This is a genomic window from Myxococcus xanthus, assembly GCF_006402735.1.
In the GTDB taxonomy this organism is placed as follows: domain Bacteria; phylum Myxococcota; class Myxococcia; order Myxococcales; family Myxococcaceae; genus Myxococcus; species Myxococcus xanthus_A.
Genome location: NZ_CP017174.1, coordinates 7,826,083 through 7,851,037 on the forward strand (window position 1 = coordinate 7,826,083; position 24,955 = coordinate 7,851,037).

Sequence of the window (24,955 nt, forward strand, 5' to 3'; positions counted from 1 at the left end):
CCGCCACGGCTTCAGAAGACGTCGGGACGCGGAAGGACTTGCGCGGGATAGACGAGCACGTGTCCCCCTTCGTCGAAGAAGGCCGGGTCGTGGCTGGAATTCACCTGGGTGGGACCACCCACCGTGGCGATGGACTGCCCCATGGAGACAAGCGGCGCATTGCATCGCTGAGGGAGCGCGGGAGCGTGCTTGGAGCAGGTCGTCCCCACCTTGTATGACTCAGGACATGGCGCGGGCGGGCCACCACAGGTGGGGCAAGGCGGGCCCATGGGGAATTCCTTGCTGCATTTCAGACACCAGTTGAAGCCAAGCGGAGGAGGCGCTGGGGGATAGGGATGTACGAGGCAGGGCATGGTATTGGTACAGCCGCCCACCCCACACTGCCACCTTTGCCAGGCGTAGCCGCACAGATGCCGCGCCTCGGTCGGACCGTGAGTCGGGCAGTCCCCGGGCGCGCTCCGCGTCTTGTTACAGCCGACGCACCACCGCAGTTCCTTGTCATGGGTGCAAAGGCCCGGCACGGTCGCATGCATGGCCGGATGGTCATCGCAGGAGTAGGCGCCATCCGTCACGCGTGCCACCGATGCGCACCGCTGACCATCGACGTTGAACACCAGACCGGGCCGCGGGGCCCCTTTCCAGGTGCACAGCTTCCCACGGCCAATGGACATGCCGAACGACGGGATGAGCTGGACCTGCACCCGCGGGTCGCCAGCCACTGCGCCAGGGGCCTGCGGCCCGAATGGGGGAACGGGGCTGTTCCCCCCGTGGTAGAAAAGGTCCAACCGGTTCATGGCGTGGTCCAGGCAGACTTCCAGGCCCAGGGTGACGCCATCCACGGTGACCACCGAGCCACCTCCGTCGCCCGACAGGTTGATTTCCGACCCGACGCGGTTCGGCCGGTTCAACCAGGTGGCTCCCAGCCCCACCCGGTTGGGGCTCGCCGCCGGTACGTCCGTGGAGCCTTCCGTGGGAAGCGCCAGCCTGTCCGTGGCGCCATGGACTTCGATACGCCGGCCCAAGCCCGTCGCGTCGAACCAGGCATTGGCATTGTGGGAGTTGGGTCCCACGAAATCGATGGCGGAGACATACTCCTTGTAGACGGCGGCCCCTTTCAGCCCCTGGCTGAGCAGGGGTGCTGGCCAGCCCTTCTGGACCATGACGACGTTGAAGATTTCCGTCGACTTGGGCTCGACGAGCTCCGCCGACCCGCTGGCGAAGCCCGCCTTCTTGTTCGCCAGCGTGAGGCGGTACCGGCCCGCCCCCAGCGGCACACACCCCTTGATGTCGTCCTCTTCGGGCCCCGTGCGCAGCTTCCACGGTGCAGCAGGCGCGGCGCCCGACGACGGGATGAAGATGCGAGAGCACACCCTGGAGTTGACCACGACCTCCGTGCAGGCCCCCGTCTGGTCAACGGTGTCAATCCAAGCCACGGGCTCGGACAACACGACAGGGCCTGGAGCAAGGCCGCTCTTGCCGTCCACGGTGAGCTGGTACTCGTCGGGCGTGAGCGTCGTCGCGACGCCCTTGAGTGCGTGGTTCTTCCCAACCCCACGCACCTTCCAGGTCGTGTCGGGAGGGCGCGAAAGCGTGACCGTGAGGACGTCATCCACGCCGGTCGTGTCGGCATCGAGGAGGACCGCGTGGACCTGCCCCTCCCCGCCATGTGTGAGCGGCGTCCCGGTGGGCGCCCCCGTTACCGCATCCAACTCCTCGTGCGGGAGGTAGCCGATGGCGCTGCCAAACACGAAGAGCCAGTCTGCATACTCCGGCTTGTCCGTCTCCTGCCGGAGCTGCCGCGTGACGTCCCAGAGCTTCTCGACCGGATATCCACCGTCCTTTCCTCGGAAGTAGAACTCCGGCGCCATGAACAACTTGAGGACGTTCTCCTCGGGACGTACGTGGCCATCCGCCGCCGCGAGCCGAATGGCATCCTTCATCACATCGCAGCGCTTCTGGATGTCGACGTCCGGGTCCGCGTCGCCCAGGTAGTCGATTCCGGGTCCAGGCACGCGAGGCTTCGTCCCCGGCTTGACGTTGAAGGCGATGAACTGCACCTGCGCATAGTCGAAGGCGCGGACCTGGGTGGGCATCACGGCCAGCGCGAGGCCCAGCGGTTCGTCTTCGTCACTGTGCGCCTGGAGCTGCACCCGGTAGGGCAACTGGTCGCGGCGAATCGCGGCCTTGTCCCACGTCTTCCGCGCATCCTTCAGGAACTCGTAGCGTTTCCGGGTCCGGAGCTGCTGCTCGTCCAGGGGCGCGAAGAACACCACGTTGTCGTCCTTGTCCCAGACGACGAGTTGCCCCCGCTTGAGCTTGCCGTGGTCGCCTTGCAGCTCCCACGAGACACTCAGCGTGTCCTCGTCGAGCTCGGGGTCCGCGCCCTTGACGGGCTTCCAGCGTGGAGCGAACGGCGCCAGGAGGATTTTCGCCGCGTTGTCCCGGTCATCCTTGTAGTACCGAACCAGCACGTCATAGGGCGCGCAGCCGTGGTGGATGAAGGTCCCCGTGCCCTCCCGCTTCAGCACGCCCTGCGTGGCCTCGCTCTCCCCTTTCCAGTCCGGGAGCTTCTGGGCCACGGCGGGCGGCCGCCTGTCAGCGACCTCGTAGCATTTGCGCCGGCGCAACAGGTGCGTGGAGCCCGCCTCCGTCGCATCCGTGTCGCAGGCCACCTGCCCGCCCTGGGGCGAAAGCGAGTGATACCCATGGGCGTGGACCTCGAAGTCCACCTTGTCGGCACTGGAGGCAACACCTTCCAGCACGTACTCCGCTTCGCAGGTGCCGGAGGAAGGCAGGAACCACCGGGTGAGCTTGCGGATGGACACCGCCGGAGCAGGAAACCGTCGCCGCACCTGCACGGTGTGCTCCGTGTCCAGGGCGAGCGGCGCGGCGGGCTTCCACGGCTCGGGTTTGTGAATGAAGGGCTTCGGTCCAAGCGCGGGGTCGAGCAGCGACGCGAGTGGGTCCGTCTCCGGCCTGGCGCAACCCACGAGCTCGACCAGCGCGCGGTTGATTTCCACCGGGACGAGGGTGCCCCAGTTGTAGAGGGCCACGTCGTTCAACCGGCCGCTGAGGCCGTTCGTGTCGAGCAACTCACCCAGCGTCTGCGGGTGCGTCACATCAATCTTGTTGGAATCCGACCGGAGGGCGAAGACAGGAGGCATGGACGCCCTCCGTTACGGGTTCAAGGCAATGAACTCGAAGACTTCGGGGGCACCGTCGTCCTCGAGTTCGAGTGCGTCGAGCGTCAACGCGGTCTGAGGCCCATTCACCAGGGGAATGTCCGCACTGACGCCCTGGTCGAGCACCCACTCCTTTGGCGAGGCACTCGGCGGCCATTGGACGGTGACGTGCGGCCGGTCGACGGGCGCCGTCGTCCCGTCGGGCCGCTGGAGCTGGACGGCGAGCTTGAACTGTCCCAGCCGCTGGACCTGGAAGTGGAAGTGAGGCCGGCCCGCGGGGATATCCAGCACAGGTGCGGCGTCCAGCAACTGGCCCGTGGCGGAATAGAGCTGGAACTTGCCGCCTCCCGCGAAGCGCAGGGCGAGCGGATAGGACCCGGGCACCAGCGGTTCCCCGCTCCATCCCGCCAGGCCCGAGGTCCCCGTGGCCTGAGCCAGGGGATGGGCATCCCCCAGCATGAGTTCCACGCCGCTGACGCCCGCGGCATCGTGCTTCCATTGCAGCAGGAACTCGGGGCGCGCCCCCACTTCGACTGGGACCAGGCACACCGGGCAGGTGTTCAAGAGCACCGGCTGCTCCCGGGCCCCTGGATTCAGGAGCAGGTCGTCCACCGCCGAGAGGCCATCCACCGTGACGGTGTAGGCCCCCGCATCCAAGGGCAGGAACCGAGCCACGCCGTCGCCTTGCGTCGCGGCCGTCATGTCATCCACGGCGTAGCGCAGGACGCGGCCCTTGGGCTGCATGGACTTGCTGCGGTGCGGATCGTACACGGGAGGAATGAGCCGTATGGCACGTCCCGACAGCGACACCTGGACCTGCCCCAGCATCTCCTGGGTGTCTGTCCGATAGACGAGCACCAACAGTCCCGTCCGGTGCTCGGCACAGGGAAGGGTCGAAGTCCCCACGACGGTCGACGCGGTCTTCTCCGCGGCCTTCAGGGCGGCGTCGAGATTCATCCTTCCCCCTGGCGCGCCTGAGCCAGCTCCAAGCGCGCATAGATGAGATTGAGCTTCTCGGAAGCCGGCCGCCGAGCGTCCGAGAGCAGGTCTCCCATCCAGCGGGTGGCTGGCGCCTTCTCGAACCCGGGTCCGTATTCGATGAACAAGAAGACGTACAACGTCACCTCACGGGCGTCCGTGATGCCGTGACGCTCGGCATGGGCGATGCCATCCTCCACCGCGCCGCGCAGGGCCCGGGCATCCTGGAGCCGCACGTCTCCCGGAAACACCGAGGGCAGGCTTTGGAGCGTCTCCTCGATGAAGCGCTCGCGCCCTTGCGCGTTCATGAAAGCCATCTGCTCCGGACGGATTCTCAGCATGGCGGGCACGGAGGCTATCAACAGCCCCAAAGCAGGAATAGAAGTAATCGAAGTAAAATCAATGCTCTTGGAATGCCACTTCCAGCCTGCCCTGCCGGAGGGCTTCGCGCCGGGACTACAGTGCGCGGCCATGACAACCCGATTCCACCTGCGGTCCCTCTCCATGGGCCTGGCACTGTTCCTGGCGGGCCCCGCGGGCAGCGTCTCCGCCGCACCGAAGGCCGCCGCGCCGAAGGTGACCATCAGCGACATCCAGGCCCAGGTCTACGACCGGCAGCAGGGCGCCGTGGTCGCGACGGATGCGGCTTCCGACCCCTACGGGATGAACGTGGACGCCTTCATCGTCGTGAAACTCCAAGGGACCTATGAGGGTGACGCGCCGCTGAAGCTGAAGCTGCTGGTCAGCGCGCCCAAGGAGTCCTCCGAAGCGGCGGGTGACCGGCCTGCTTGGAAGGTGACTCAGACGCGCGAGCTGGCGGTGCTCGCGGAGAATGGCGTCACGCAGGTGCCCTTCATCCTCCCGTACCACTGCGCCACCAAGGTCAAGGTGACGGCCACGCTGACGGGCGGTGGACTCAAGGACAGCAAGACGCTCGACACATCCTTCCCCTGCGCCGAGTAGCCCGTATGCTCGGGGCGTGAGGTGGATGCGTCAGGCAGGACAAGCGTGGGGCCCGAGGCCCTGGAGGACGGCACTCGCCAGCTCCGCCCGGTGGCAACCGAAGGAGCCTTCACGAGCGAGGCAGCGCCACCGAAGCGTCGTGGCCCTGGCGCGCGTCTCCCGCGCCTTCGAGTTTCCCCGCACGATTCTGCACGTCGCGCAGTCCGCCAGTGGTCCCATCATCGTCAGTGAGGACGACGAGGGCCGCCGCTACCTCCAGTTCGGGTGGATTGGCGCCTTCCAGAGCGCGATGTGGCCAGGTTTCCCTCTGCGCCTGGAGCTGGACTACACGCGAGCGGTGGCGGCGACGCTGGCCTTCGTGCCCGAGCCCTCGCGCCTGCTCGTCGTAGGACTGGGAGGCGGCACCATCCCCACCTTCCTCCGCGCGGTGCTCCCGCACGCGCACATCGACGCGGTGGAAATCCAGCCCCAGGTGCTGGACATGGCCCGGCGCTACTTCGACTTCCACGAGGACGAGGCCCTGCACGCCCATCTCACGGACGGACGGCGTTTCATCGAATCACCCGGGGCGCCATATGACGTCATCATCCTGGATGCCTACGGCACGCGAAGCATCCCGCCGGCGCTGGCGACGCAGGAGTTCCTGCGGGCCACGCAGGCGAGGCTGACGCCGGACGGGGTGGTGGTGGGCAACGTGCTCCGGACGTCAGGCCGGCCCGGCTCGCTGATGGACCCACTGTGGAAGGCCAGCTTCCCCCAGCTCTATGCCTTCGACGTGAAGGCATCGGACAACCGCATCCTCGTGGGGCTGCCCCATGCGCACAGGCCCCTTCGGGCGGAGCTGCTGGCACGCGCCGGGCGGCTCGCGCGCGAGTGGGGCGTGCCCTTCAACCTCCGCGCGCGGGTGGCCCGCCGTGTGAGCCGAAGCCGCCTCCCCGCGAGCGGCCGCGGCTGACGCGCCCTACTCCTGGACGAAGCGCTCTCCTTCGAGCCGGAACAACGCGCCGACAGGGGCATCCAGGATGGCCTCCAGGGCCTTGAACCGGGCCACGAGGACGCGCAACGGCACCACCGTGAAGTTCGACGGCTCGTCCATGTAGGCCTCATCCTCGACACCCGATGAGAAGGCCCAGCCGCTGTCCTCGGACGCGTGCGGCGTCATCCGCTCGGCGAAGCGGATGGGCTCTCCGTCATCCAGGATGGTCCGGCTGACAATCGCACCCCGCTGAAGCAACTGGAGGCGGCGCATCATCTTCTGCCGCTGTTCGGTCCCCAGCTCCACCCGGATGCGGACCGTGTGGCCCCGCGCGTCCAGGTGCCGGCTGACGTTGAAGATGCCATCACCCCAGCGATTGCCACATCCGACGACGCGCGCACCGTCGAGCACGAGCATCCCCGTGTCCTCCGGACTCTCGCGCAGCTGTGCATTCAGGCGTTCGAGGTTGCAGTGCGGCCGGTAGTCGACGCCAACGGCGAGAGACTCGGCTTCGATGCGCGCCTGCAACGGCGTCGCCTTCTCCCCCACGCGTTCCATGGGCAGGTCCTTCCAGCCGAACAGCCCGTTACCGAAGTCACTGGCGCCCAGCTCCCGGGCGAGCGCTGGCGCGTCCTCACCGCGGAAGACATAGTCCGCCAGCCCATCGAGCGGCTCCCACATCCGGAAGTGTCCCAACGGTCCGAGCCCCGCGAACAGCAGCTGGCCATGGTCCACCATCACCCCCGCCACCTCCTCCGACCGGACGGGCTCCGCCGTGTCATCCACGACGATGTCGATGGATTGCCAACGCCCCTCGAACGCGCCCCGCGGCATGGGAATGCCCCAGACACGCAGGCTCCGCTCGCGGGGCAGTCCACCCGCCGCCACGGCCCAGAGGCCGTTGTACTTCACCACGCCCAGGCCTCCTCCATGTTCGACGGCAAGCCGGGCTCGCTCGGCATGAGGGATGCGCGTTGGCATCACCTCCGCGCGGGCATCCAAGCCATTCTCCCGGGCGAACAGGGCGAAGTGCGCCATGGCGTCTTCGGGGTCCGTCCGATCGAACAAGAACCGGGCGTCGAACTCGCGGTCATAGGCACGCCCGGCCGCCGCCGCATCAGCGCCCGTGAGGCGCAAGTCGTACTGCGCGGGGTCCTTCTTCCTCGGAGACGCCGGCTCCGCATCGTGACGCCAGAAGCGCGCAAGTCCCGGGTCGAGGATGACGAGCACGCCCTCGGGAAGGTCGACTTCGCCCAGCAGCACGGGCGCCAGAGTCACTGCGGATTTCACCATCAGACCACTCTAGCTTCAGCGCGGACGCACACACTTCCGAAAGGCGCAGGCCGCACCTCAAGCGCCAGACGCGGCTCCGGCAGCCCAACTCCAGCCGAGCGCAAGCACTGCTCAATAACCAAATTTCGAGAATTAGACTGACATTGCGCATTCCGGCTCATTTGTGCGAATTTGAACTGCGGGGCTTGAAGCCAAACAAATCCACAGTTGGCCCTCAACCCAAGGCCATGAGCGCAGCGGCCTCCAGAACGCCCCGAACGTGAGAACATCCATGAATAGGAAACCTGACGTCTACACACTCATCCTGACATCCTGGGCCGCCCTGGCCGGCGGATGTGGCACGCCCAGCGAGCCCCCCCTCCTCCACGGCTTCCACGGAGGCTGGCTTCACAGCCCAGGTTGAGGAGGCGAACGAATCCTCCGAGGACGTATCCACAGAAGGGCTCGACACCGCGCTGTCCAGCTCAGCCACGGTGCTGGGGCGCTTCTCGCGCTACTGCGGCAAGGTCAACAGCCACCAGTCTCCTGGGGGCGCCTGGACGGAGGACCCTGACTGCACCTCGGGCTGCAACATCGGCGGCCTCTCCTACTGCCAGAAGTTCTGGCCGGGCTCCACCGCCATCCGCCAGGTCTCCGTCTCCTCGAAGCCCAACAATGCCTGGCGGACGGCCGGCTGTGGCTTCATCGTCGACGACTACGACGGCACCGACGAGTTCGAATGTGTGGCCAACTCCCCCTTCGCCACCGTGATGGCGCAGGAACAGCTCAAGGGCGAATCAGGTGGCGACAAGTGCAACCCGTCGCTGCCCGCCTATCAATTGCTGACGGTGGGAAGCGGGTTCAACAAGGAAGGCACCACGCAGTTCGGTGACCGGCGCTTCATCTTCAAGACGAAGAAGCTCAACCTCTTTCTGTTCCGCTCCATCTCCATCAAGGGGAAGCTCCAGCGCAGGAAGAAGGCGCTCTTCGTGAAGTACTGGGGCCCGTCGTATGCGGATGAAATCGTTGTCGGCTTCGACAACATGGACCTGCATACCAGCTACATCTTCCCCACACCGCAAACCTACAACACGCTCTTCAAGCCGAACTTCACGAAGCTCGTCAAGTTCAAGCTAGGCAACTGGCTGTTCGACGCGATGAACATCGACGTCAACATCAACGCCCTCCGCTTCAACCTCACTCAGGCGCAGATCAACTCCTTTGTGAACAGCCAGCTCAACCAATTCATCGGAGGCCAACTCAACAACGTGTGGGCTGGCATCGAACGAGGAATCATCAACGCAATCGACGCGTCCTACATCACCCGGTACGCGGAATACACCAAGAAGGTCAACTCACTGAAAGAGCAGAACCGGTTCCGCATGACGCTCGGAAAGGCCGAGAAGCACCAGGGCTACAGCCACAAGAACAGCTGGACCTTCGACTGGAACGTGGCGATCGGCCAGAGCACGTACTCGTACGACATGAAGGCCGGCAGCTTCCTGGGCCGCGCCAGGGTCGGCTGCAGCTGGCACGGAATCCGGATCGTGCGGCAGTAATGCGTTGAAAGCGGCCCCCTGCCCCGTACGGACAGGGGGCGGCACCACCCCGTGCCGTCGGGCAACCTACCTGCCCGCTCCGTCGTACGCGCGCTGCAAGCCCTGGATATCGAGCTTCACCATGCCCAGCATGGCTTCCATCACCCGGCGCGCCTTCTCCGGGTCCTTGTCATTCAGCATCGTCCCCAGCACGGACGGGATGATTTGCCAGGACAGGCCGAAGCGGTCCTTGAGCCAGCCACATTGCTGCGTCTGGCCTCCTCCCTCCAGGAGCTTCGACCACAGCTCATCCACCTCTTCCTGCGTCTGACAGTCCACGAACAGGGAGATGGCCTCGGTGAACTTGTAGTGAGGCCCTCCGTTCAGCGCCATGAACCGCTGTCCATGAAGCTGGAACGTGCCAGAAACGACCGGCGCGGTGTCCGAATCCCCGGCGCGGTTGAGGCTGAGAATCTTCGCGTCCTTCTTGAAGACGGACACGTAGAACTTCATCGCTTCTTCCGCGTTGCCGTCGAACCACAGGAAGGGCGTGATCTTCTGCATGGTGCGTTCTCCTCTGTTCAGGATGCGCCCGGCGTCAGGCGCGCTTGGATTGCTTGGACTTTGATTTCACCGGCGACTCGAAGAGCCCATCCAGGTACGTGCGCATCTGGCGCAGGTTCTCGATGACTGTTTCAGGCCGCTGCCGCGTCTTGCCCACCAGCATCGAGCCCTGCCAGGTGCTGTAGAGCATCCAGGCCACGGCGTCGGGGTCGAAGCCCACGCGCGGCGGATGCAGCCGCTTCGCCTCCGTGAGCAGCCCCGCCACCGCGCCGACCCAGGCCTGCATGTGGCCTTCGCCCGCCTGGCGAACGGTGGCGTTGGACAGCGCCAGCTCCTGGGACAGCATGCCCACCATGCAGGTGAGCAGCTCGCCGTGCTGGCGAGCCAGGTCGCTCATGACGTCCAGCAGCCGGTGCAGCTTCTCCAGCGGGTCCACGTCGGGCCCGTCCCAGGCCTCGGCGTACAGCCCCATGCCCATCTCCGCGAAGGCGGCCATCGCGGCGAGGCCAATCGCCTCCTTCGACTCGAAGTGGTGGAAGAAGCTGCCCTTGGTCAGCCCGGCCTCGGCGCAAATCTGGTCCACCGTCGTCGCAGAAAACCCCCGACGCATCATCAGGTGTGTCGCGGCCGCGATGAGTTGACGCCGCGTCTCGGGGGCGTCACGCCTTCGTCGGGTGGGCACCTGGCTCATACAAACTGGTTGGTATGTATTGAATCCGCGCCCACCCTGTCAAGCAACGGGGTGACACACCCGCTCCGCGACAGGGGGAACGGAAGCTTCCAGCACAGTGAGCCAGGAGACACACAGAACGCACACCTGAGACATGGTCGACGTTGCCCATCCGAGCATGCAGCGGATAATCCGTTGGAAATGACTCACAGCGTCGGGGACACGGCTCGAGCCGCCCCGCCGCTCCTTTCGAACCGGAGTTCCTGGATGCAGTCACATCGCGCGGTCTGGAGCAGGCGCCTGATACTCGTGGGGAGCGTCATCCTCCTGTCATGCGGGAAGGAGGGATTGACGCCTCCGGGTGACGACGCGCTGGCCGCCGCACGAGGCCAGGCCTTGTCCCAGTGGAAGCAGGCCCCTTCCGCCACCAGCGCCCTGGCGCTGGCGCTGGCCTACTTCCCCGACCTCGAAACGGGTCCGGCCCCTTCAGCGCCCTCGGCCCGGCAGCTCGAGGCCCAGCTCGGGAATGACGGAGGGCTGACGCTGACCACGCGTGGACTGACCTTCCAGGTCCAGCCGGCGGCCTCCACCCCGGGCACGCTCCACCGCGAGCGCTTCGCCGCGTTCCAGGGCGAGCGGCACCTCTGGTGGCCCGCGGGGAGCACGCAGACCACCGCACAGGGCTGGCGCACCTCGCGGGTCGAGGAGGCGTGGATTCTGGACGCGGTACCGGAGGCGCGCGGCGACAAGCCGTCGCACCGCGCCGAGTACACCGTCACGTTGCCGGCCTCCGTCCGGCGCATCCAGGACACGGGCGACTACCTCCAGTTCCTCGATGAAAGCGCGCGACCCGTGCTCCGCTTCCATCCCGCCGTGGTGCGAGACGCCAACGGCCACTCGCGCGCGGGCAGCACGCGGCTCGCGGGTGGACGCATGAATCCGCGCACCCAGGTGTTCGACGTGGACGGCGCGCAGGTCCGCATCACGACCGAAGTCTCCCTCGCCGGGCTCACCGCGCCGCTCGTCGTCGACCCGGGCTGGTCCTCCACCGCCGCCATGGCGGAGGCCCGCGCTCAGCACACCGGCGTCCTGCTCGGCACCGGCCAGTTGCTGGTCGTCGGTGGCGTCAACCGCCTGGGCTTCGTGGCTTCGTCCGAACGCTACGACCCCGACACCGACACCTGGAGCGCGGCGGCCGCCGCCGGGATTTCAGGCAACGTCGCCATTTCCGCGCGCCTCTCCGACGGGCGGGCGCTCGTGCTGGCGGACGGCGCCACGTCGGGGCGCATCTACGACCCCGCGACGGACACATGGTCGGCCACGGGCCCCATGGCCGCGCCCCGCTCCCTTGCCACCCTCACGCGGCTCGACTCCGGTCAATTCCTCATCGCGGGCGGCAGCAACCTCGCGACCGCCGAACTGTACGACCCCGCGAGCAACACGTTCCTCCCGACCGGCAGCCTCCTGAGGGTCCGGCGCTCCCACACCGCCACGCTGCTGCGGAACGGGCAGGTGCTCGCGGTGAGCGGCTTCAACAACGTGGACGACGAAGTCCCGGGCGCCGACCTCTACGACCCGGTGGCGGGAACATGGACCGCCGCCGCGCCGCCCCTGGTCCCAAGGCACTACGCCACCGCCACCCTGCTCCCCGATGGCCGCGTGCTGCTCGTGGGCGGATTCACCTCGGGCGGTATCGTCACCACGCATGCCGAGCTCTATGACCCGACGGCCAACACGTGGACGGCCACCGGCGGCCTGAACTTCGCGCGCAACGGCCACACCGCCACGCTGCTGCCCGACGGCCGGGTGCTCGTCGTGGGCGGCTCCAACGCCGCGCGAGATGCCCAACCAGCATCCGAACTCTACGACCCCGCCACCGGCACGTGGACCCTCGCGGGCTCCATGGCGACTGGCCGGGAGAACAGCACGACGACCCTGCTCCCCTCCGGCAAGGTGCTCACCACCGGAGGCTTCCACTCCAATCCGTCACTCACGTTCTACGCGGACACGGAGGTCTACGACCCTGGCGTCCAGAGATGGGCCGCGGCGGGGACCCTGGGCGCTCCTCGCATTGACCCGCTGATGGTGCTGCTGCCCACGAACCGCGTCCTCGTGGCGGGTGGCCGTGACGGAGCAAGCACCGCGCTGGCGTCCGCCTCGCTGTATGACCGGACGACGAACGCCTGGTCCGCGGCCGCGGGCCTCTCCACCGCGCGAGCGGATGCCACGGCGACGACGCTGGCCTCGGGCGAGGTGCTCGTCGTGGGTGGCACGAACGCAGGCGGCACGCTGAACACGGCGGAGCGCTATACGCCGACCACGAACACCTGGAGCCCCGCGGCGTCACCCACCCGCGCGAGACATCTGCACACCGCGACGCGCCTGCCGGATGGACGGGTGCTCGTCATCGGTGGCCAGGACGGCGCGGACGTGCTCGCCTCCGCGGAGCTGTACGACCCGGCCACCCAGGCGTGGACCGCCGCGGCGTCCGCGGCCGGGGCGCGCACCGCGCACGCCGCCGCCCTGCTGCCCGATGGACGGGTGCTCATCGCGGGCGGACGTGACGCGGGTGGAGCAGCCCTCGCGTCGGCGGAGGTGTACGACCCCACCACCAACACCTGGGCGCCCATCGCCGCCCTCGCCCTGGGCCGCGAGAGCTTCACGCTGACGCTGCTGCCCTCCGGCGAACTCCTGGCGGCGGGCGGCGTCGCGGGAGGCGTGGCGCTCGCCACCACGGAGCGGTACTCCGCCGCCGCGAACACCTGGACGCCGGACAGCCCGCTGACACAAGCGCGCTGGCGCCACACCACCACCCTGATGCCCTCCGGCACGCTCCTGGTCGCGGGCGGCCTGAGCGCCCCAGACACCTACGTGGCCTCGGCCGAAACCTACGGAGCCCCCTCGCGGACCTGGACACCGGTCATCGCGCCCGACGTGCGGGGTGGGGCCGTCGCCGTTGCATTGCCCACGGGCGAGGTCCTGCTCGCGGGAGGCACAGCCGCCACCACGGCCCAGCGCTACGAGGAAGTCCTCGCGCTTCCCGCCTGGCGTCCGGTCGTCTCTGCGCCAGAGACGCTCTACCAGACCTGCCCCACCGTCATCGAAGGCCAGGGCTTCCGGGGCATCTCGAGCGCATCCAGCAGCAACTACCTGGACTCGCCAACGGACTTCCCCCTGGTGCGCCTGGGCGCCGCCGAGGGCGGGCGGCTCTGGACGCTCCCCGCCACGGACATGTCCGCCACGCGCGCGACGGTGCGAGTGCCCGCGGAGGTGCTTCCGGGCCCGTATGCCCTGTCCATCTTCGCCAACGCCATTCCGGGCGGGCGCATGGTGCTGGTGCGCGCCAACACCGCGCCCACCGCGGAGGCCGTGAGCATCGCCACGATTTCCGGCGTCCCGCTGGACGTCACGCTCACCGCGACCGACCCGGACGTGGACCAGACGTTGACGTGGACCATCGTCACGCCGCCCCAGCATGGAACGCTGACCGGCACGCCGCCGAACCTCCGGTACACGCCCAACGCGGGCTACGTGGGCGCCGACAGCTTCACCTACCGCGTCAGTGACTGCGGCATGGACAGCAACGAGGCCTCGGTGGGCGTCACCGTGAATACCCCCACGCCCCTGACCATCACCTGCCCCGCGAACACCGTCCTGGAAGCAACGGGACCGGATGGCGCCCCGGGCAACTGGCCGCCCGCCACCGCGACTCCCGGGGACGGAGGGCCGGCCGCCATCACCTATGAACCCGAGGAAGGCAGCACGCTGCCGCTGGGGACCACCACCGTCACCGCCATCGCGGAGAACGCCTCGGGCGACCGGGCCACGTGCACGTTCCAGGTCGAGGTGCGGGACAGCACCCCGCCCGCGCTGACGTGCCCCGCCGACATCCGGACGACCTCCGATGATGCGTCGGGCACGACGGTGACCTTCGAGCTGCCCGAGGCCACGGACGGCGTCTCGACGCCCGCCGTCACGTCCTCGCCGGCATCGGGGAGCACCTTCCGGCACGGCAACAACACCGTCACCGTCACCGCCACGGACGCAGCGGGCAATGAAGCCCGCTGCACGTTCCAGGTCACCGTCCAGGCAACGGTCATCTCCATCGCCGGAGGCGGCTGCCAGGCCTCAGGCGGTGGCGCTGCCTCGTCCCTGGCCATCCTGGTGGTTCTGGCATCGTGGAGCGGCCTGCGTCGCCGCTCGCGCCACGCCTCGCACTGACCCGTACGTCACCCTCTTTCGCGAATGGACTTCACCTTGCGTACACAGGCTCGGAGCTGGGCGCTGGCAGCGCTCATCGCATCAATCGCGCCCAATGCCCTGGCACAAAGCACCACGGGCACAATCGTCCCCATCGACCTGGAGCGGCTTCGCTTCACCCCCGCGGCCACGGACTCCATGCTCGTGGACACGGGACACGTGCTCCCCAAGGGCGCCTACCGGCTGATGCTCATGGCCGGCTACGAGCGCGGCATCCTCCTGCTCAAGGGCAGTGATGGACAGGAGCGCTCCATCCTCGACTACCGCGTCTCCGGATGGCTCGCGGGCGCCTGGTCGCCCGTCGACAACCTGGAGCTGTCCGCGCGGCTGCCCGTCATCATCCATCAGGGCGGCAGTGGCGCGGACTCGCTGGTGGGCATCTCCGCGCCAGACGCCTTCGGCCTCGGCACGCCGGAGCTGGGCGCCCGCTACGCGCTGCTGCGGCGCGAGGACGGCGCCCCCGTCTTCCTCAGCCTGGGCCTGGACGTGGGCACGCCCGGTGGCACCGCGGGTGCCTTTGGCCGGCAACAGGGCTGGGCGGGCCTCCAGGTCGCGCCCCGGGTCGCGGTGAGCCGGGAGCTGGGCCCCGTCGTGCTCGGCGCCAGCGCGGGCGTGCGCATCCGCTCCACGGAGAACGAGCCCGGACGCGACTTCGGCACCGAGCTGGAGCAAGGCGTCGTCGTGTCCACGCGCGGCAAGGGCCTGCGCGGCGAAATCGCGCTGCAAGCCGCGGAGTCGCTGGTGGAGTCGGACTTCGCGCTGGAGCTTCTGGGCGGCGTGCGGCTGCCCGTGGGCGGCGGCTTCGAGGCCTTCGCCATCGCCGGCCATGGCTTCACGGACATCCCGGGCACGCCGTCCATCCGCGCGGCCGCGGGCATCGCCTGGGCGCATCAGCCGCCCGCCCGGGAGGACGTGTGCCGGAGCGGCCGGAGTCACACGCCGGAGCAGTGCCCCGCGCTGGATGACGACGGAGACACGGTGCCCAACGGGCAGGACCGCTGCCCGCTCGAGGCCGGCCCGCCTGAGAACGACGGCTGCCCTGACACCGACTCGGATGGTGATGGCGTCGTGGACCGCGAGGACGCGTGCCCGAACGAAGCCGGCTCCGCCGAAAACAAGGGCTGCCCTGACACCGACTCGGATGGCGACGGCGTCGTGGACCGTGAAGACGCATGCCCGAACGAGGCCGGTGTCGCCGCCCACCGTGGCTGCCCCGAGCCCAAGCCGGAGCCCGCGCCCCAGGCGCCCGCCACCGAAGCGCCGACGCGGCTGCCCACCGAGCACCACGTCCAGTTCCCGGTGGGCCAGTCGACGCTCTCCGACGAGGAACGGCGAAACCTGGACGCCGTCGCGGACTACCTGAAGGCCAACCCGGACCTCTCGCTGCGCATTGAAGGGCACACGGACAACACCGGCCCCGACGAGCTCAACCGCACGCTGAGCCAGGAACGCGCGGACGCGGTGCGCACGTACCTCATTCAGCGCGGTGTCACGTCCTCGCGGCTGACGGCGAAGGGCTACGGGCCCGACCGCCCCCTCACCACCAACGACACGCCCGAGGGCCGCGGCACGAACCGCCGCGTGGAGTTCGTCACGGAGACCGGAGGCGCGTCACCGGCGCGCTGAGCCCCCGCGCCAAACTCGCGGCCAGGGTTTGGCGCGTTCGTTCAAGCCCGCCCTCCCCTGCGCTCCTACCCTGGTGATGAAGCTGTCACCAGGAGGAGCGACATGGGAGCAACCACTTCGACGCAGGCTCCAGCGTTTCGCGCTGGAATGACCATGACGCGGCGCCTCGCCCGGCTCGCGCTCGCATGCTTCGCGGGTGCACTGGGCTGCGCCACCGCGCCGACGCACCAGGTCATCTTTCCTTCCGCGGAGCGACAACCCCCGGAGGTCCATCCCCCTGGGAGCGTCCTCATGGTCCTCTCGGCCGCGTCGGAGCAGAAGCTCGCGAATGGAAGCACGCGCCAGACGGGCGTCTTCCTGAACGAGTTCTATGAGCCCTACCGAGCGCTCATCGACGCCGGCTACGACGTGGTGGTCGCGACGCCCGAGGGCCGTGCACCGGCGTTCGACCCCGAGGGCATGAACCCTTCGTATTGGAAGGAGCACCCCGGGGCGCTCGCCGAAGCCCAGGCGCTCGTCACGCAGCTTCCCCAGTTGCACACGCCGCTGAACCTGTCCGAGGTCCGCGCGCGCGCAGACGACTTCCAGGCGCTGCTCATTCCAGGAGGACAGGGCGTCATGGTGGACCTGCTCGACGACGCGGACCTGCACGGCTTGCTCATCGACTTCGGTGCCACGGACCGTCCCGTGGGGCTCGTCTGTCATGCCCCGGCGCTCCTCACGCGCCTGCCAAAGCAGCAGAGCCCCTTCGCGGGCCGGCGCGTCACTTCGGTCTCCGGCTTCGAGGAGTGGTACATCGAAACCTTCGTCATGGACGCACGCGCCCAGGTTCGTGGGATTGGAGACCAGCTCGACGACGCCGGCTACCGCCATGAGACGGCGCTTCCGGGCCGCTCCCGCGCCGTGCGGGATTGCAACCTGGTGACCAGCCAGAATCCATTCTCGGGTGCCGACTTCAACGTGCACTTCCTCGCCGCGCTGAGCGACTGGCGCAACGCGGGCCGGTGCGCCGAGGACACCGGCGAGCCACCGCGCGCCTCGCGCTGACCAGGAGCTGCCGTTCATGGGCGTGGACCAAGGCACCATGACGAGCCCGTCCCTGAACGCCCTGTTGAAGGCGGCCGTCGCGCGGACCTACCCGGAGATTCCAACCGAGGGGCGCGACAAGGTCACCGTCCTCCAGGCCGTCATGGATGCCCATGGCTGGCGACCCGTGCTGGAGCTCGGCCGCGAGCTGCGGGCCCTTGCGTCCCATCCCGTCCTCCGGGCGCTCGTCGCGGGGCCCACGCCCCGGCACGCCGTGGAGCGGTGGACCACCCTGGAGCGCTTCCTTCACTCCCGCCACCGCACGCAACTGCTCTCCCACGACCTGGCCCGCGCCCAAATGACGTTGCGACATGCGGCCATCGACGGCGGGGCGATTCTCACCGTCAACGACCTGTTCATCTGGGGGGTGCTCGTCGCGCTCCTGGAGACCGCGGGTGTCACGGAGCTTTCCGTCACACTCGAGTCCGAAGGTGAAGCGCCCATGGCCATTCATGGCCCCGCCCTGGTGGACGAAACGCGAAGCCTGCCCGCCACGACGAACGTGGCGACGTTCCACTGGAAGCCTGGGAAGCCCCTCCGTCTCCAGGAGCCTGCTGCGCCGCGCGAGGGAGCCCCCCGCGAGGTCCGCGAGCGGCTCGAACAGGTGATGCGGGACGACCTGCTGCACCCCTGGACGCTCGAGGAGACCGCGCAGCGGCTCGCCCTGTCCCGCCGCGGCCTCCAACGCGCCTTGCAGCAGGAAGGGACCACCTTCTCGCAAACCCTTCAACGCGTCCGCGTCGGCGCGGCACACGCGCTGCTGGCAGACGCGCGCCTGACGCTCACGGACGTCGCTTTCTGTACCGGGTTCTCCGACCAGGCCCACTTCTCGAGGACGTTCCGCAAGCACAACGACGTCCCGCCCTCGGCACTGCGCGAGCTCGTGCTCACCCGTTCGCGCCGCTGACGCGCCACCCGGTTTCTGGCTCCGCCACGGCGAACAACGCACTCACGGGGAGTCGGTCAAATAAATTCTCATAGTGAAAACAACATCTTCTTGTAAACGTCGCATAATCAACAAAGCGCTGGAAGGCCGTTCAATCCAAAACTATAACGCCTCCCCTGAGTTCAACGAGGGGCGTCCATGGGTACGGCGAAAAACAAGCAGCCATTCGAACTGCCAGATTTCTATGTTCCCTGGCCGGCGCGCTTGAATCCCAACCTCGAAGGCGCCCGGGTGCATTCGAAGGCCTGGGCGCGCGAGCTGGGAATCATTGGCCGCCCGAAGGATGGCAGCGCTCCGGAAATCTGGAGCGAGGCGAAGTTCGATGCCATGGACTACGCCCTGCTCTGTGCCTACACGCATCCGGAGGCACCGGGCCCGGAGCTGGACCTCGTCACCGACTGGTACGTCTGGGTCTTCTACTTCGATGACCACTTCCTGGAGCTCTACAAGCGCTCCCAGGACCAGGTCGGCGCGAAGGCCTACCTGGACCGTCTGCCCTTGTTCATGCCGGTCGACCCGGCCGCCACGCCTCCGCCCCCTACCAACCCGGTAGAGGCCGGACTGCTGGATTTGTGGAACCGGACCGTCCCCAGCCGCTCCATGGCGTGGCGGCGCCGGTTCTTCGAGAGCACGAAACACCTGCTGGACGAGTCGAGCTGGGAGCTGTCCAACATCAGCGACCGCCGCGTCTCCAACCCCATCGAATACATCGAGATGCGCCGCAAGGTGGGCGGCGCCCCCTGGTCCGCCAACCTGGTGGAGCACGCCGTCTTCGCCGAAGTCCCCGACCGGGTCGCGGCCAGCCGCCCCATGCGGGTGCTGAAGGACACGTTCTCCGACGCGGTCCACCTGCGCAACGACCTGTTCTCCTACGAGCGGGAGATTCTGGAGGAAGGCGAGCTCTCCAACGGCGTCCTGGTGATGGAGAAGTTCCTGAACATCTCCCCGCCGAGCGCCGCGCACCTCGTCAACGAGGTCCTCACCTCGCGCCTCCAGCAGTTCGAGAACACCGTCCTCACGGAGCTGCCGTCCCTGTTCGTCGAGTTCGGCCTGAACCCGGTGGAGCAGGCCCAGGTGCTCACCTACGTCCGGGGGCTCCAGGACTGGCAGTCCGGCGGGCACGAGTGGCACATGCGCTCCAGCCGCTACATGAACAAGGGCTCCGGCGGCGCGGGCGGCTTCTTCCTGGGCCCCAACGGCCTGGGCACCTCCGCGGCGCGGCTGCCGCAGTCACCCACCGCCCTGGGGCTCACCCGCCTCAAGAGCTTCTCCCACGTGCCGTACCAGCCCGTGGGACCGGTGAAGCTGCCGAAGTTCTACATGCCGTACTCCACGAAGCCGAGCCCTCACCTGGATGCCGCGCGGCGCGACTCCAAGGCGTGGGCGCGGCGCATGGGCATGCTGGACGTGCTCCCCGGAGTCCCCGGCGGCTACATCTGGGATGACCACAAGTTCGACGTGGCGGACGTGGCGCTCTGCGGCGCGTTGATTCATCCCCACGCCACCGCCGCGCAGCTCAACCTGTCCTCCTGCTGGCTCGTCTGGGGCACCTACGCGGACGACTACTTCCCGGCCTTCTACGGGCACAGCAAGGACATGGCTGGCGCCAAGGTGTTCAACGCCCGGCTGGCGCTGTTCATGCCGGAGGACGCCGGCGCGGGAATTCCGCCCCCCACCAACCCGGTGGAGCGCGGGCTGGCGGACCTGTGGGCCCGCACCACCGAAGGCGTGACGCCCGCCTCACGGAGCCTGTTCCGCAAGGCCATCCTGGACATGACGGAGAGCTGGCTGTGGGAGCTGGCCAATCAAATCCAGAACCGCATCCCGGACCCCATCGACTACGTGGAGATGCGGCGCCAGACGTTCGGCTCGGACCTCACCATGAGCCTGTCCCGCCTGGCCCATGGCGACGCGCTGCCGCCTGAAGTCTTCCACAGCCGTCCCATCCGCAGCCTGGAGAACTCCGCGGCGGATTACGCCTGCCTCATCAACGACGTCTTCTCCTACCAGAAGGAGATTGAGTTCGAAGGTGAGCTCAACAACGGCGTGTTGGTCGTCCAGCGCTTCCTTGACCTGGACCCGGCGCGGGCCGTCTCCGTCGTCAACGACTTGATGACCGCGCGGATGCAGCAGTTCGAATACATCATCGCCAACGAACTGGAGCCGCTGGCGCGCACCTTCAACCTGGACGGCAAGGCCCAGGACAAGCTGAAGCAGTACGTCCAGAAGCTGCAGTGGTGGATGAGCGGTGTGCTCATCTGGCACCAGACGGTGGACCGCTACAAGGAGTTCGAGCTGCGCGCGTCCCGCAAGCTGGCGCCGCAGCTCTCGTCGGGCCCCACCGGCCTGGGCACCTCCGCCGCACGCATCACATCCCTGTTCGCCAACCTGCGCTCCGGCGCCTGATCTTCCATTCCACTCGAAAGGCCTATCATGTCGAACATCATCAAGCCGGGCGGTGACGCCGAGAAGTCCCAGTTGAGCTTGGGCACGGCCGCCGCGCGCCAGCTGGCCACGACGACCAAGTCCGTCCCGCAGATGCAGGGCATCTCCTCCCGGTGGCTGCTCAAGCTGCTGCCCTGGGTGCAGGTGTCCGGTGGCGTGTACCGCGTCAACCGCCGGCTGAGCTACGCGGTGGGAGATGGCCGCGTGACGTTCACCACCACCGGCGCCAAGGTGCAGGTCATCCCGCAGGAGCTGTGCGAGCTGCCCCTGCTGCGCAGCTACGACGACGTCGAGGTGCTGACGGCGCTGGCCAACCGCTTCGAGCAGAAGACGTACAAGGCCGGCGAGGTCATCACCGAGGTGGGCAAGGAAGCGGACTGCATCGTCCTCATCGCCCACGGCAAGGTGAACATGATTGGCGCCGGCAAGTACGGTGACGCCACCGTGCTCGGCGTGCTGGCGGACGGCGACCACTACAGCTACGAGGCGCTGCTGGAGTCGCAGGACTACTGGAAGTTCACGGCCAAGGCCGTCACGGCGACCACCGTGCTGGTGCTTCAGCAGTCCGACTTCGAGGCCGTGGTGGCCCAGTCGCCCTCGCTGAACAAGCACGTCGAGCGGTTCAAGGCGCGCTCGAAGAAGAAGCAGGACACCACGGGCCAGGCCGAAATCGAGCTGGCCGCGGGCCACACCGGCGAGCCGGTGCTGCCGGGCACCTACGTGGACTACGAGACGTCGCCCCGCGAATACGAGCTGAGCGTGGCGCAGACGGTGCTCCAGATTCACACCCGCGTGGCGGACCTCTTCAACGAGCCCATGAACCAGACGGAGCAGCAGCTCCGGCTGACGGTGGAGGCGCTGAAGGAGCGCAAGGAGCACGAGCTCATCAACAACCGCGAGTTCGGCCTGCTGCACAACGCCGGCCTCAAGCAGCGCATCCACACCCGGCACGGCCCGCCCACGCCCGACGACATGGACGAGCTGCTGGCCACCGTGTGGAAGGAGCCGTCCTTCTTCCTGGCCCACCCGCGCGCCATCGCCGCCTTCGGCCAGGAGTGCAGCCGCAAGGGCATCTACCCCACCAGCGTGGACTTCAACGGCAACATGGTGCCCGCCTGGCGCGGCATCCCCATCTTCCCGTGCAGCAAGATTCCCGTCAGCGACTCGCGCACCACGTCCATCATGCTGATGCGCGCGGGTGAGAAGAACCAGGGTGTCATCGGCCTGCACCCGGGCACCATCCCCGACGAAATCGAGCCCGGCCTCAACGTCCGGTTCATGGGCATCAACGAGAAGGCCATCATCAACTACCTGGTCACCAGCTACTTCTCCACGGCCGTCCTCGTGCCCGACGCGCTGGGCATCCTGGAGAGCGTCGAAATCGGCCGCGGCGACTAGCCCTCCTTCCGCTCGGATGACGTGAGGGAATCCACATGGCGAATTTCGTGAAGACGGGTGGCGACGACACCCCGCGCCTGAGCCTGGGCACGGCCGCGGCGCGTCAGCTGGCGACGACGACGAAGACCGTCCCGCAGATGCAGGGCATCACCCCGCGGTGGCTGCTGCGCATGCTGCCCTGGGTGGAGGTGACGGGCGGCACGTACCGGGTCAACCGTCGGCTGAGCTACGCGGTGGCGGATGACCGCCTCGTGTTCAGCAACATCGGCGCGAAGGTGCAGGTCATCCCACAGGAGCTGCTCAAGCTGCCGCTGCTGCGGGGCCTGAGCGGCGACGACGAGGTGATTGCGGCCCTGGCCAGCCGGTTCACCCAGGCGGAGTACAAGGCGGGCGACGTCATCGTCGAGGCGGGCACCCCCGCCGAGCACGTGTTCCTGCTGGCCCACGGCAAGGCGCGCAAGCTCCGCACAGGCCCGTATGGCGCGGCCGTCACCCTGGATGTGCTGGCGGACGGCGACCACTTCGGCGACCAGGCGGTGGCGGAGTCGGATGACGTCTGGACCTACACCGTCAAGGCCACCACGCCGTGCACGGTGCTGTCCCTGCAGCAGCAGGTGTTCGAGGACCTGATTGCCCGGTCCGCCACGCTGCGCGCCCAGGTGGAGCGGTACCGGGAGCGCCTGAAGAAGCCCCAGGACAAGCTGGGGCAGGCCGCCATCCCCCTGGCCGCCGGCCACTCCGGTGAGCCGGACATCCAGGGCGGCTACGTGGACTACGAGCTCACGCCCCGCGAGTACGAGCTGAGCGTGGCCCAGACGGTGCTCCGGGTCCACACGCGCGTCTCCGACGTGTTCAGCGACCCCATGGACCAGACGGAGCAGCAGCTGCGGCTGACCATCGAAGCGCTGCGGGAGCGGCAGGAGCACGAGCTCATCAACAACCGGGACTTCGGCCTGCTCCACAACGCCGACCTCAAGCAGCGCGTCCACACCCGCAACGGGCCGCCCACGCCCGATGACCTGGACGAGCTGCTCAGCCGGCGCCGCAAGTCGCGCTTCTTCCTGGCGCACCCGCGCACCATCGCGGCGTTCGGCCGGGAGTGCACCCGCCGGGGCATCTATCCGACGCCCGTCGAGGTCCAGGGCACGCCGTGCATGGCCTGGCGCGGGGTCCCCCTGCTGCCGTGTGACAAGATTCCCATCACCGAGCAGCGCACCAGCTCCATCCTCGTGCTGCGCACCGGCCAGGAGGACCAGGGCGTCATCGGCCTGCGCCGCACCGGCCTGCCGGACGAAGTCGAGCCCGGCCTCTCCGTGCGCCGCATGGACGTGTCGGACAAGGCCATCTCGAACTACCTGGTCAGCACCTACTTCTCCGCCGCGCTGCTCATCCCCGATGCGCTGGGTGTGCTGGAGAACGTGGAGCTCGGCGTCTGATTTTTCAGAAAGTGACACGGCGGGTTCAGGCGCAATGCCTGGACCCGCTGTGCCGCCTGAAACGCTCACATGCCGCATCCGTCAACCGGCGGGCCAGGTTGATTCCCTTTGTGTGACGGAGCATCGTCCGCGGCCATGAGTTCGAGCGAACAAGCCCAGACAGTCATGGCCCTGGCCGACATCTTCGTTCCGCTGGCCGTGGGCATCATCCAGGGCATCCTGGTGATGAAGTTCGTCAGGCCGCTGCTCATGGAACGGCTGGGCGGGCTCGCCGGCATGGTCCGCTCCCGGGCCAACACCTTCTTGGGCATCGTCCAGATGTTCCTGTTCCTGGGCGTGGTGGCGGCCTGCAACGCCGCCTACGCGCCGCAGACGCTCGCCTGGCTCCAGGAACGCGACATCCTCCCTTTCGAGCCCACGCTGCTCGTGCTGCGCATCTCCGCCATCATCGCCTCCTACCTGAGCGGAACCAACCTGGTCCATCTGGTCTCGGCCCTGTCGGACGACACGGAGTCGAACACGCTGGAGCCGCTGCCGCTCAACGACCGACGCCAGCGGTAACGCGCTCGATGAGCGCGAGCATCGCCGCGCGGTAGGCGTTCGCATCGCCGCCGGTGCTGATGGCCAGGGCCGCGCGGTCGAAGGCGGCGGACAACAGGCTGGCGAGCGCGGGCACCAGCGGCCCGTCCCCCAGCAAGGCGGCGAGCCCTTCTCGCAGCGAGCCCGCGGCGGAGGCCTCGTCGAGTGCCATCATCTCCGCATGGCCGAACACCGCCGGCCCATCCACGAGGAGCAGGCGCGTGCGGCCCGGGACGGCCATCGCGTCGAGGTAGGCCAGGCTTCCCTCGATGAGCGCCTCACGCGCGTCCAGGGCCGGCGGCGTCGCCTGGTCGATGGCACGGCGCAGCTCGGCGAATTCCCGTTCGAGCACCGCCCGCAGCAGCGCCTGCTTGTCCTCGAAGTGGTGGTAGAGCGCCCCGCGCGTCACGGCGGCGGCGGCCACCACCTCCGGCGTCGACGTCTGCGCGTACCCCTTCTCCACGAACAGCGCCCGGCTCGCGCTCACGAGCGCCTGCCGCGTCGTCGCGCTGCGCTCATCGTTGCTTCTTCGTGCCCTTGGCTGCATACATGCAGCCTGTATGTTACCTCATCGAAAGACAAGCACGAAGGAGAGCGGGAGCCCATGAAAATCACCAGTTACTACCCGGTCATCATGACGAACGACGTCGCGGGTACGGCGGCGTTCTACACGGCGCACTTCGGCTTCAGCCCGCGCTTCACCAGCGACTGGTACGTCCACCTCCAATCGGACGATGCCGAGCATGTCGCGCTGGCCATCCTCGACGGCCGGCACGAAACGGTGCCGGCGGTGGCCCGGGGCACGGTGGCGGGGACCATCCTGAACTTCGAAGTGGAAGACCCGGACGCCGTCTACCGGGACGTGCAGGCCGCCGGCCTGCCCATCCACCTCCCGCTGAGGGACGAGGCGTTTGGCCAGCGGCACTTCATCACCGCGGACCCCAACGGGGTGCTCATCGACGTCATCAAGCCCATTCCGCCGAGCGAGGACTTCGCGAAGCAGTACGAGGCCAGCGCGCTTCCCGTCGGGTGACGG

The 24,955-nt window shown here is 68.0% G+C and carries 19 protein-coding genes; 12 read left to right on the top strand and 7 right to left on the bottom strand.

Annotated elements, in window-relative coordinates:
• Positions 1 to 11: 11 nt before the first annotated feature.
• Genes BHS09_RS32130 through BHS09_RS32140 form a run of 3 tightly spaced genes read right to left on the bottom strand, consistent with a single transcriptional unit; the run spans position 12 to position 4,468 of the window.
• Complete coding sequence (locus BHS09_RS32130; RefSeq protein ID WP_140799922.1) at positions 12 to 3,164, bottom strand: hypothetical protein; 3,153 nt, start codon at positions 3,162 to 3,164, stop codon at positions 12 to 14.
• Between the two features lie 12 nt (positions 3,165 to 3,176).
• Complete coding sequence (locus tag BHS09_RS32135; RefSeq protein WP_237077653.1) at positions 3,177 to 4,139, bottom strand: hypothetical protein; 963 nt, start codon at positions 4,137 to 4,139, stop codon at positions 3,177 to 3,179.
• Entirely contained in the window at positions 4,136 to 4,468 is a 333-nt protein-coding gene (locus BHS09_RS32140; RefSeq protein WP_237077654.1) for a hypothetical protein, read from the bottom strand. Before BHS09_RS32140 ends, BHS09_RS32135 begins: the two co-directional genes overlap by 4 nt.
• Positions 4,469 to 4,631: 163 nt before the next feature.
• On the opposite strand from BHS09_RS32140, the gene BHS09_RS32145 reads away from it, so the two are divergent.
• Together BHS09_RS32145 and BHS09_RS32150 are read left to right on the top strand one after the other, a co-directional pair.
• Positions 4,632 to 5,123, top strand: a complete 492-nt coding sequence (locus BHS09_RS32145) for a hypothetical protein (RefSeq protein WP_237077655.1) — start codon at positions 4,632 to 4,634, stop codon at positions 5,121 to 5,123.
• Between the two features lie 139 nt (positions 5,124 to 5,262).
• Positions 5,263 to 6,078: a spermidine synthase gene (locus tag BHS09_RS32150; RefSeq protein ID WP_237077656.1), complete on the top strand. Its 816-nt coding sequence runs from the start codon at positions 5,263 to 5,265 to the stop codon at positions 6,076 to 6,078.
• Between the two features lie 6 nt (positions 6,079 to 6,084).
• Here BHS09_RS32150 and BHS09_RS32155 read toward each other — a convergent pair whose 3' ends face one another.
• Entirely contained in the window at positions 6,085 to 7,392 is a 1,308-nt protein-coding gene (locus tag BHS09_RS32155; RefSeq protein WP_140795210.1) for a DUF2185 domain-containing protein, read from the bottom strand.
• Positions 7,393 to 7,727: 335 nt separating this feature from the next.
• Between BHS09_RS32155 and BHS09_RS32160 the strand changes: the two genes are divergently transcribed.
• Positions 7,728 to 8,930 carry a hypothetical protein gene (locus BHS09_RS32160; protein WP_237079947.1) on the top strand — a complete coding sequence of 401 codons (1,203 nt, stop codon included), beginning with the start codon at positions 7,728 to 7,730 and terminating at the stop codon, positions 8,928 to 8,930.
• A gap of 66 nt (positions 8,931 to 8,996) precedes the next feature.
• Here BHS09_RS32160 and BHS09_RS32165 read toward each other — a convergent pair whose 3' ends face one another.
• Entirely contained in the window at positions 8,997 to 9,473 is a 477-nt protein-coding gene (locus tag BHS09_RS32165) for a VOC family protein (RefSeq protein WP_140795211.1), read from the bottom strand.
• A 34-nt stretch (positions 9,474 to 9,507) separates the two neighbouring features.
• Complete coding sequence (locus tag BHS09_RS32170; RefSeq protein WP_140795212.1) at positions 9,508 to 10,164, bottom strand: TetR/AcrR family transcriptional regulator; 657 nt, start codon at positions 10,162 to 10,164, stop codon at positions 9,508 to 9,510.
• A gap of 327 nt (positions 10,165 to 10,491) precedes the next feature.
• Here BHS09_RS32170 and BHS09_RS32175 point away from each other — a divergent pair, with 327 nt between their 5' ends.
• The 8 genes from BHS09_RS32175 to BHS09_RS32210 all read left to right on the top strand — a co-directional run bounded on the left by BHS09_RS32175 (position 10,492) and on the right by BHS09_RS32210 (position 23,901).
• Positions 10,492 to 14,364, top strand: coding sequence for a Kelch repeat-containing protein (locus tag BHS09_RS32175; RefSeq protein WP_140799923.1), 3,873 nt, complete (start codon positions 10,492 to 10,494; stop codon positions 14,362 to 14,364).
• A gap of 24 nt (positions 14,365 to 14,388) precedes the next feature.
• Positions 14,389 to 16,029, top strand: a complete 1,641-nt coding sequence (locus BHS09_RS32180) for an OmpA family protein (RefSeq protein WP_140795214.1) — start codon at positions 14,389 to 14,391, stop codon at positions 16,027 to 16,029.
• A gap of 153 nt (positions 16,030 to 16,182) precedes the next feature.
• Positions 16,183 to 17,076: a type 1 glutamine amidotransferase domain-containing protein gene (locus BHS09_RS32185; protein ID WP_237077659.1), complete on the top strand. Its 894-nt coding sequence runs from the start codon at positions 16,183 to 16,185 to the stop codon at positions 17,074 to 17,076.
• Between the two features lie 16 nt (positions 17,077 to 17,092).
• On the top strand, positions 17,093 to 18,022 hold the full coding sequence (locus BHS09_RS32190; protein ID WP_140795215.1) for a helix-turn-helix transcriptional regulator: 930 nt from the start codon (positions 17,093 to 17,095) through the stop codon (positions 18,020 to 18,022).
• A 177-nt stretch (positions 18,023 to 18,199) separates the two neighbouring features.
• Positions 18,200 to 20,467 (top strand): family 2 encapsulin nanocompartment cargo protein terpene cyclase, encoded by a 2,268-nt coding sequence (locus BHS09_RS32195; RefSeq protein ID WP_140799924.1) that lies wholly within the window; start codon positions 18,200 to 18,202, stop codon positions 20,465 to 20,467.
• Between the two features lie 27 nt (positions 20,468 to 20,494).
• On the top strand, positions 20,495 to 21,904 hold the full coding sequence (locus BHS09_RS32200) for a family 2B encapsulin nanocompartment shell protein (RefSeq protein ID WP_140795217.1): 1,410 nt from the start codon (positions 20,495 to 20,497) through the stop codon (positions 21,902 to 21,904).
• A 35-nt stretch (positions 21,905 to 21,939) separates the two neighbouring features.
• Entirely contained in the window at positions 21,940 to 23,340 is a 1,401-nt protein-coding gene (locus BHS09_RS32205) for a family 2B encapsulin nanocompartment shell protein (protein ID WP_140799925.1), read from the top strand.
• Positions 23,341 to 23,475: 135 nt separating this feature from the next.
• Positions 23,476 to 23,901 carry a hypothetical protein gene (locus BHS09_RS32210; RefSeq protein ID WP_237079948.1) on the top strand — a complete coding sequence of 142 codons (426 nt, stop codon included), beginning with the start codon at positions 23,476 to 23,478 and terminating at the stop codon, positions 23,899 to 23,901.
• Here the strand turns inward: BHS09_RS32210 and BHS09_RS32215 are convergent.
• Positions 23,879 to 24,406 carry a TetR/AcrR family transcriptional regulator gene (locus BHS09_RS32215; RefSeq protein ID WP_237079949.1) on the bottom strand — a complete coding sequence of 176 codons (528 nt, stop codon included), beginning with the start codon at positions 24,404 to 24,406 and terminating at the stop codon, positions 23,879 to 23,881. The two genes, BHS09_RS32210 and BHS09_RS32215, sit on opposite strands and share 23 nt — an antisense overlap.
• Before the next feature lie 117 nt (positions 24,407 to 24,523).
• Here BHS09_RS32215 and BHS09_RS32220 point away from each other — a divergent pair, with 117 nt between their 5' ends.
• On the top strand, positions 24,524 to 24,952 hold the full coding sequence (locus tag BHS09_RS32220; RefSeq protein WP_011556194.1) for a VOC family protein: 429 nt from the start codon (positions 24,524 to 24,526) through the stop codon (positions 24,950 to 24,952).
• Positions 24,953 to 24,955 lie beyond the last annotated feature (3 nt).

Excerpts from the sequence above, each read along its gene's own strand:
- BHS09_RS32185 (WP_237077659.1), top strand. The coding sequence starts at position 16,183 with ATGACGCGGCGCCTCGCCCGGCTCGCGCTCGCATGCTTCGCGGGTGCA.
- BHS09_RS32130 (WP_140799922.1), bottom strand. The coding sequence starts at position 3,164 with ATGCCTCCTGTCTTCGCCCTCCGGTCGGATTCCAACAAGATTGATGTG.
- BHS09_RS32170 (WP_140795212.1), bottom strand. The coding sequence starts at position 10,164 with ATGAGCCAGGTGCCCACCCGACGAAGGCGTGACGCCCCCGAGACGCGG.
- BHS09_RS32210 (WP_237079948.1), top strand. The coding sequence starts at position 23,476 with ATGAGTTCGAGCGAACAAGCCCAGACAGTCATGGCCCTGGCCGACATC.
- BHS09_RS32145 (WP_237077655.1), top strand. The coding sequence starts at position 4,632 with ATGACAACCCGATTCCACCTGCGGTCCCTCTCCATGGGCCTGGCACTG.
- BHS09_RS32135 (WP_237077653.1), bottom strand. The coding sequence starts at position 4,139 with ATGAATCTCGACGCCGCCCTGAAGGCCGCGGAGAAGACCGCGTCGACC.
- BHS09_RS32140 (WP_237077654.1), bottom strand. The coding sequence starts at position 4,468 with ATGAACGCGCAAGGGCGCGAGCGCTTCATCGAGGAGACGCTCCAAAGC.
- BHS09_RS32220 (WP_011556194.1), top strand. The coding sequence starts at position 24,524 with ATGAAAATCACCAGTTACTACCCGGTCATCATGACGAACGACGTCGCG.
- BHS09_RS32200 (WP_140795217.1), top strand. The coding sequence starts at position 20,495 with ATGTCGAACATCATCAAGCCGGGCGGTGACGCCGAGAAGTCCCAGTTG.
- BHS09_RS32205 (WP_140799925.1), top strand. The coding sequence starts at position 21,940 with ATGGCGAATTTCGTGAAGACGGGTGGCGACGACACCCCGCGCCTGAGC.
- BHS09_RS32155 (WP_140795210.1), bottom strand. The coding sequence starts at position 7,392 with ATGGTGAAATCCGCAGTGACTCTGGCGCCCGTGCTGCTGGGCGAAGTC.
- BHS09_RS32165 (WP_140795211.1), bottom strand. The coding sequence starts at position 9,473 with ATGCAGAAGATCACGCCCTTCCTGTGGTTCGACGGCAACGCGGAAGAA.
- BHS09_RS32195 (WP_140799924.1), top strand. The coding sequence starts at position 18,200 with ATGGGTACGGCGAAAAACAAGCAGCCATTCGAACTGCCAGATTTCTAT.
- BHS09_RS32180 (WP_140795214.1), top strand. The coding sequence starts at position 14,389 with ATGGACTTCACCTTGCGTACACAGGCTCGGAGCTGGGCGCTGGCAGCG.
- BHS09_RS32190 (WP_140795215.1), top strand. The coding sequence starts at position 17,093 with ATGGGCGTGGACCAAGGCACCATGACGAGCCCGTCCCTGAACGCCCTG.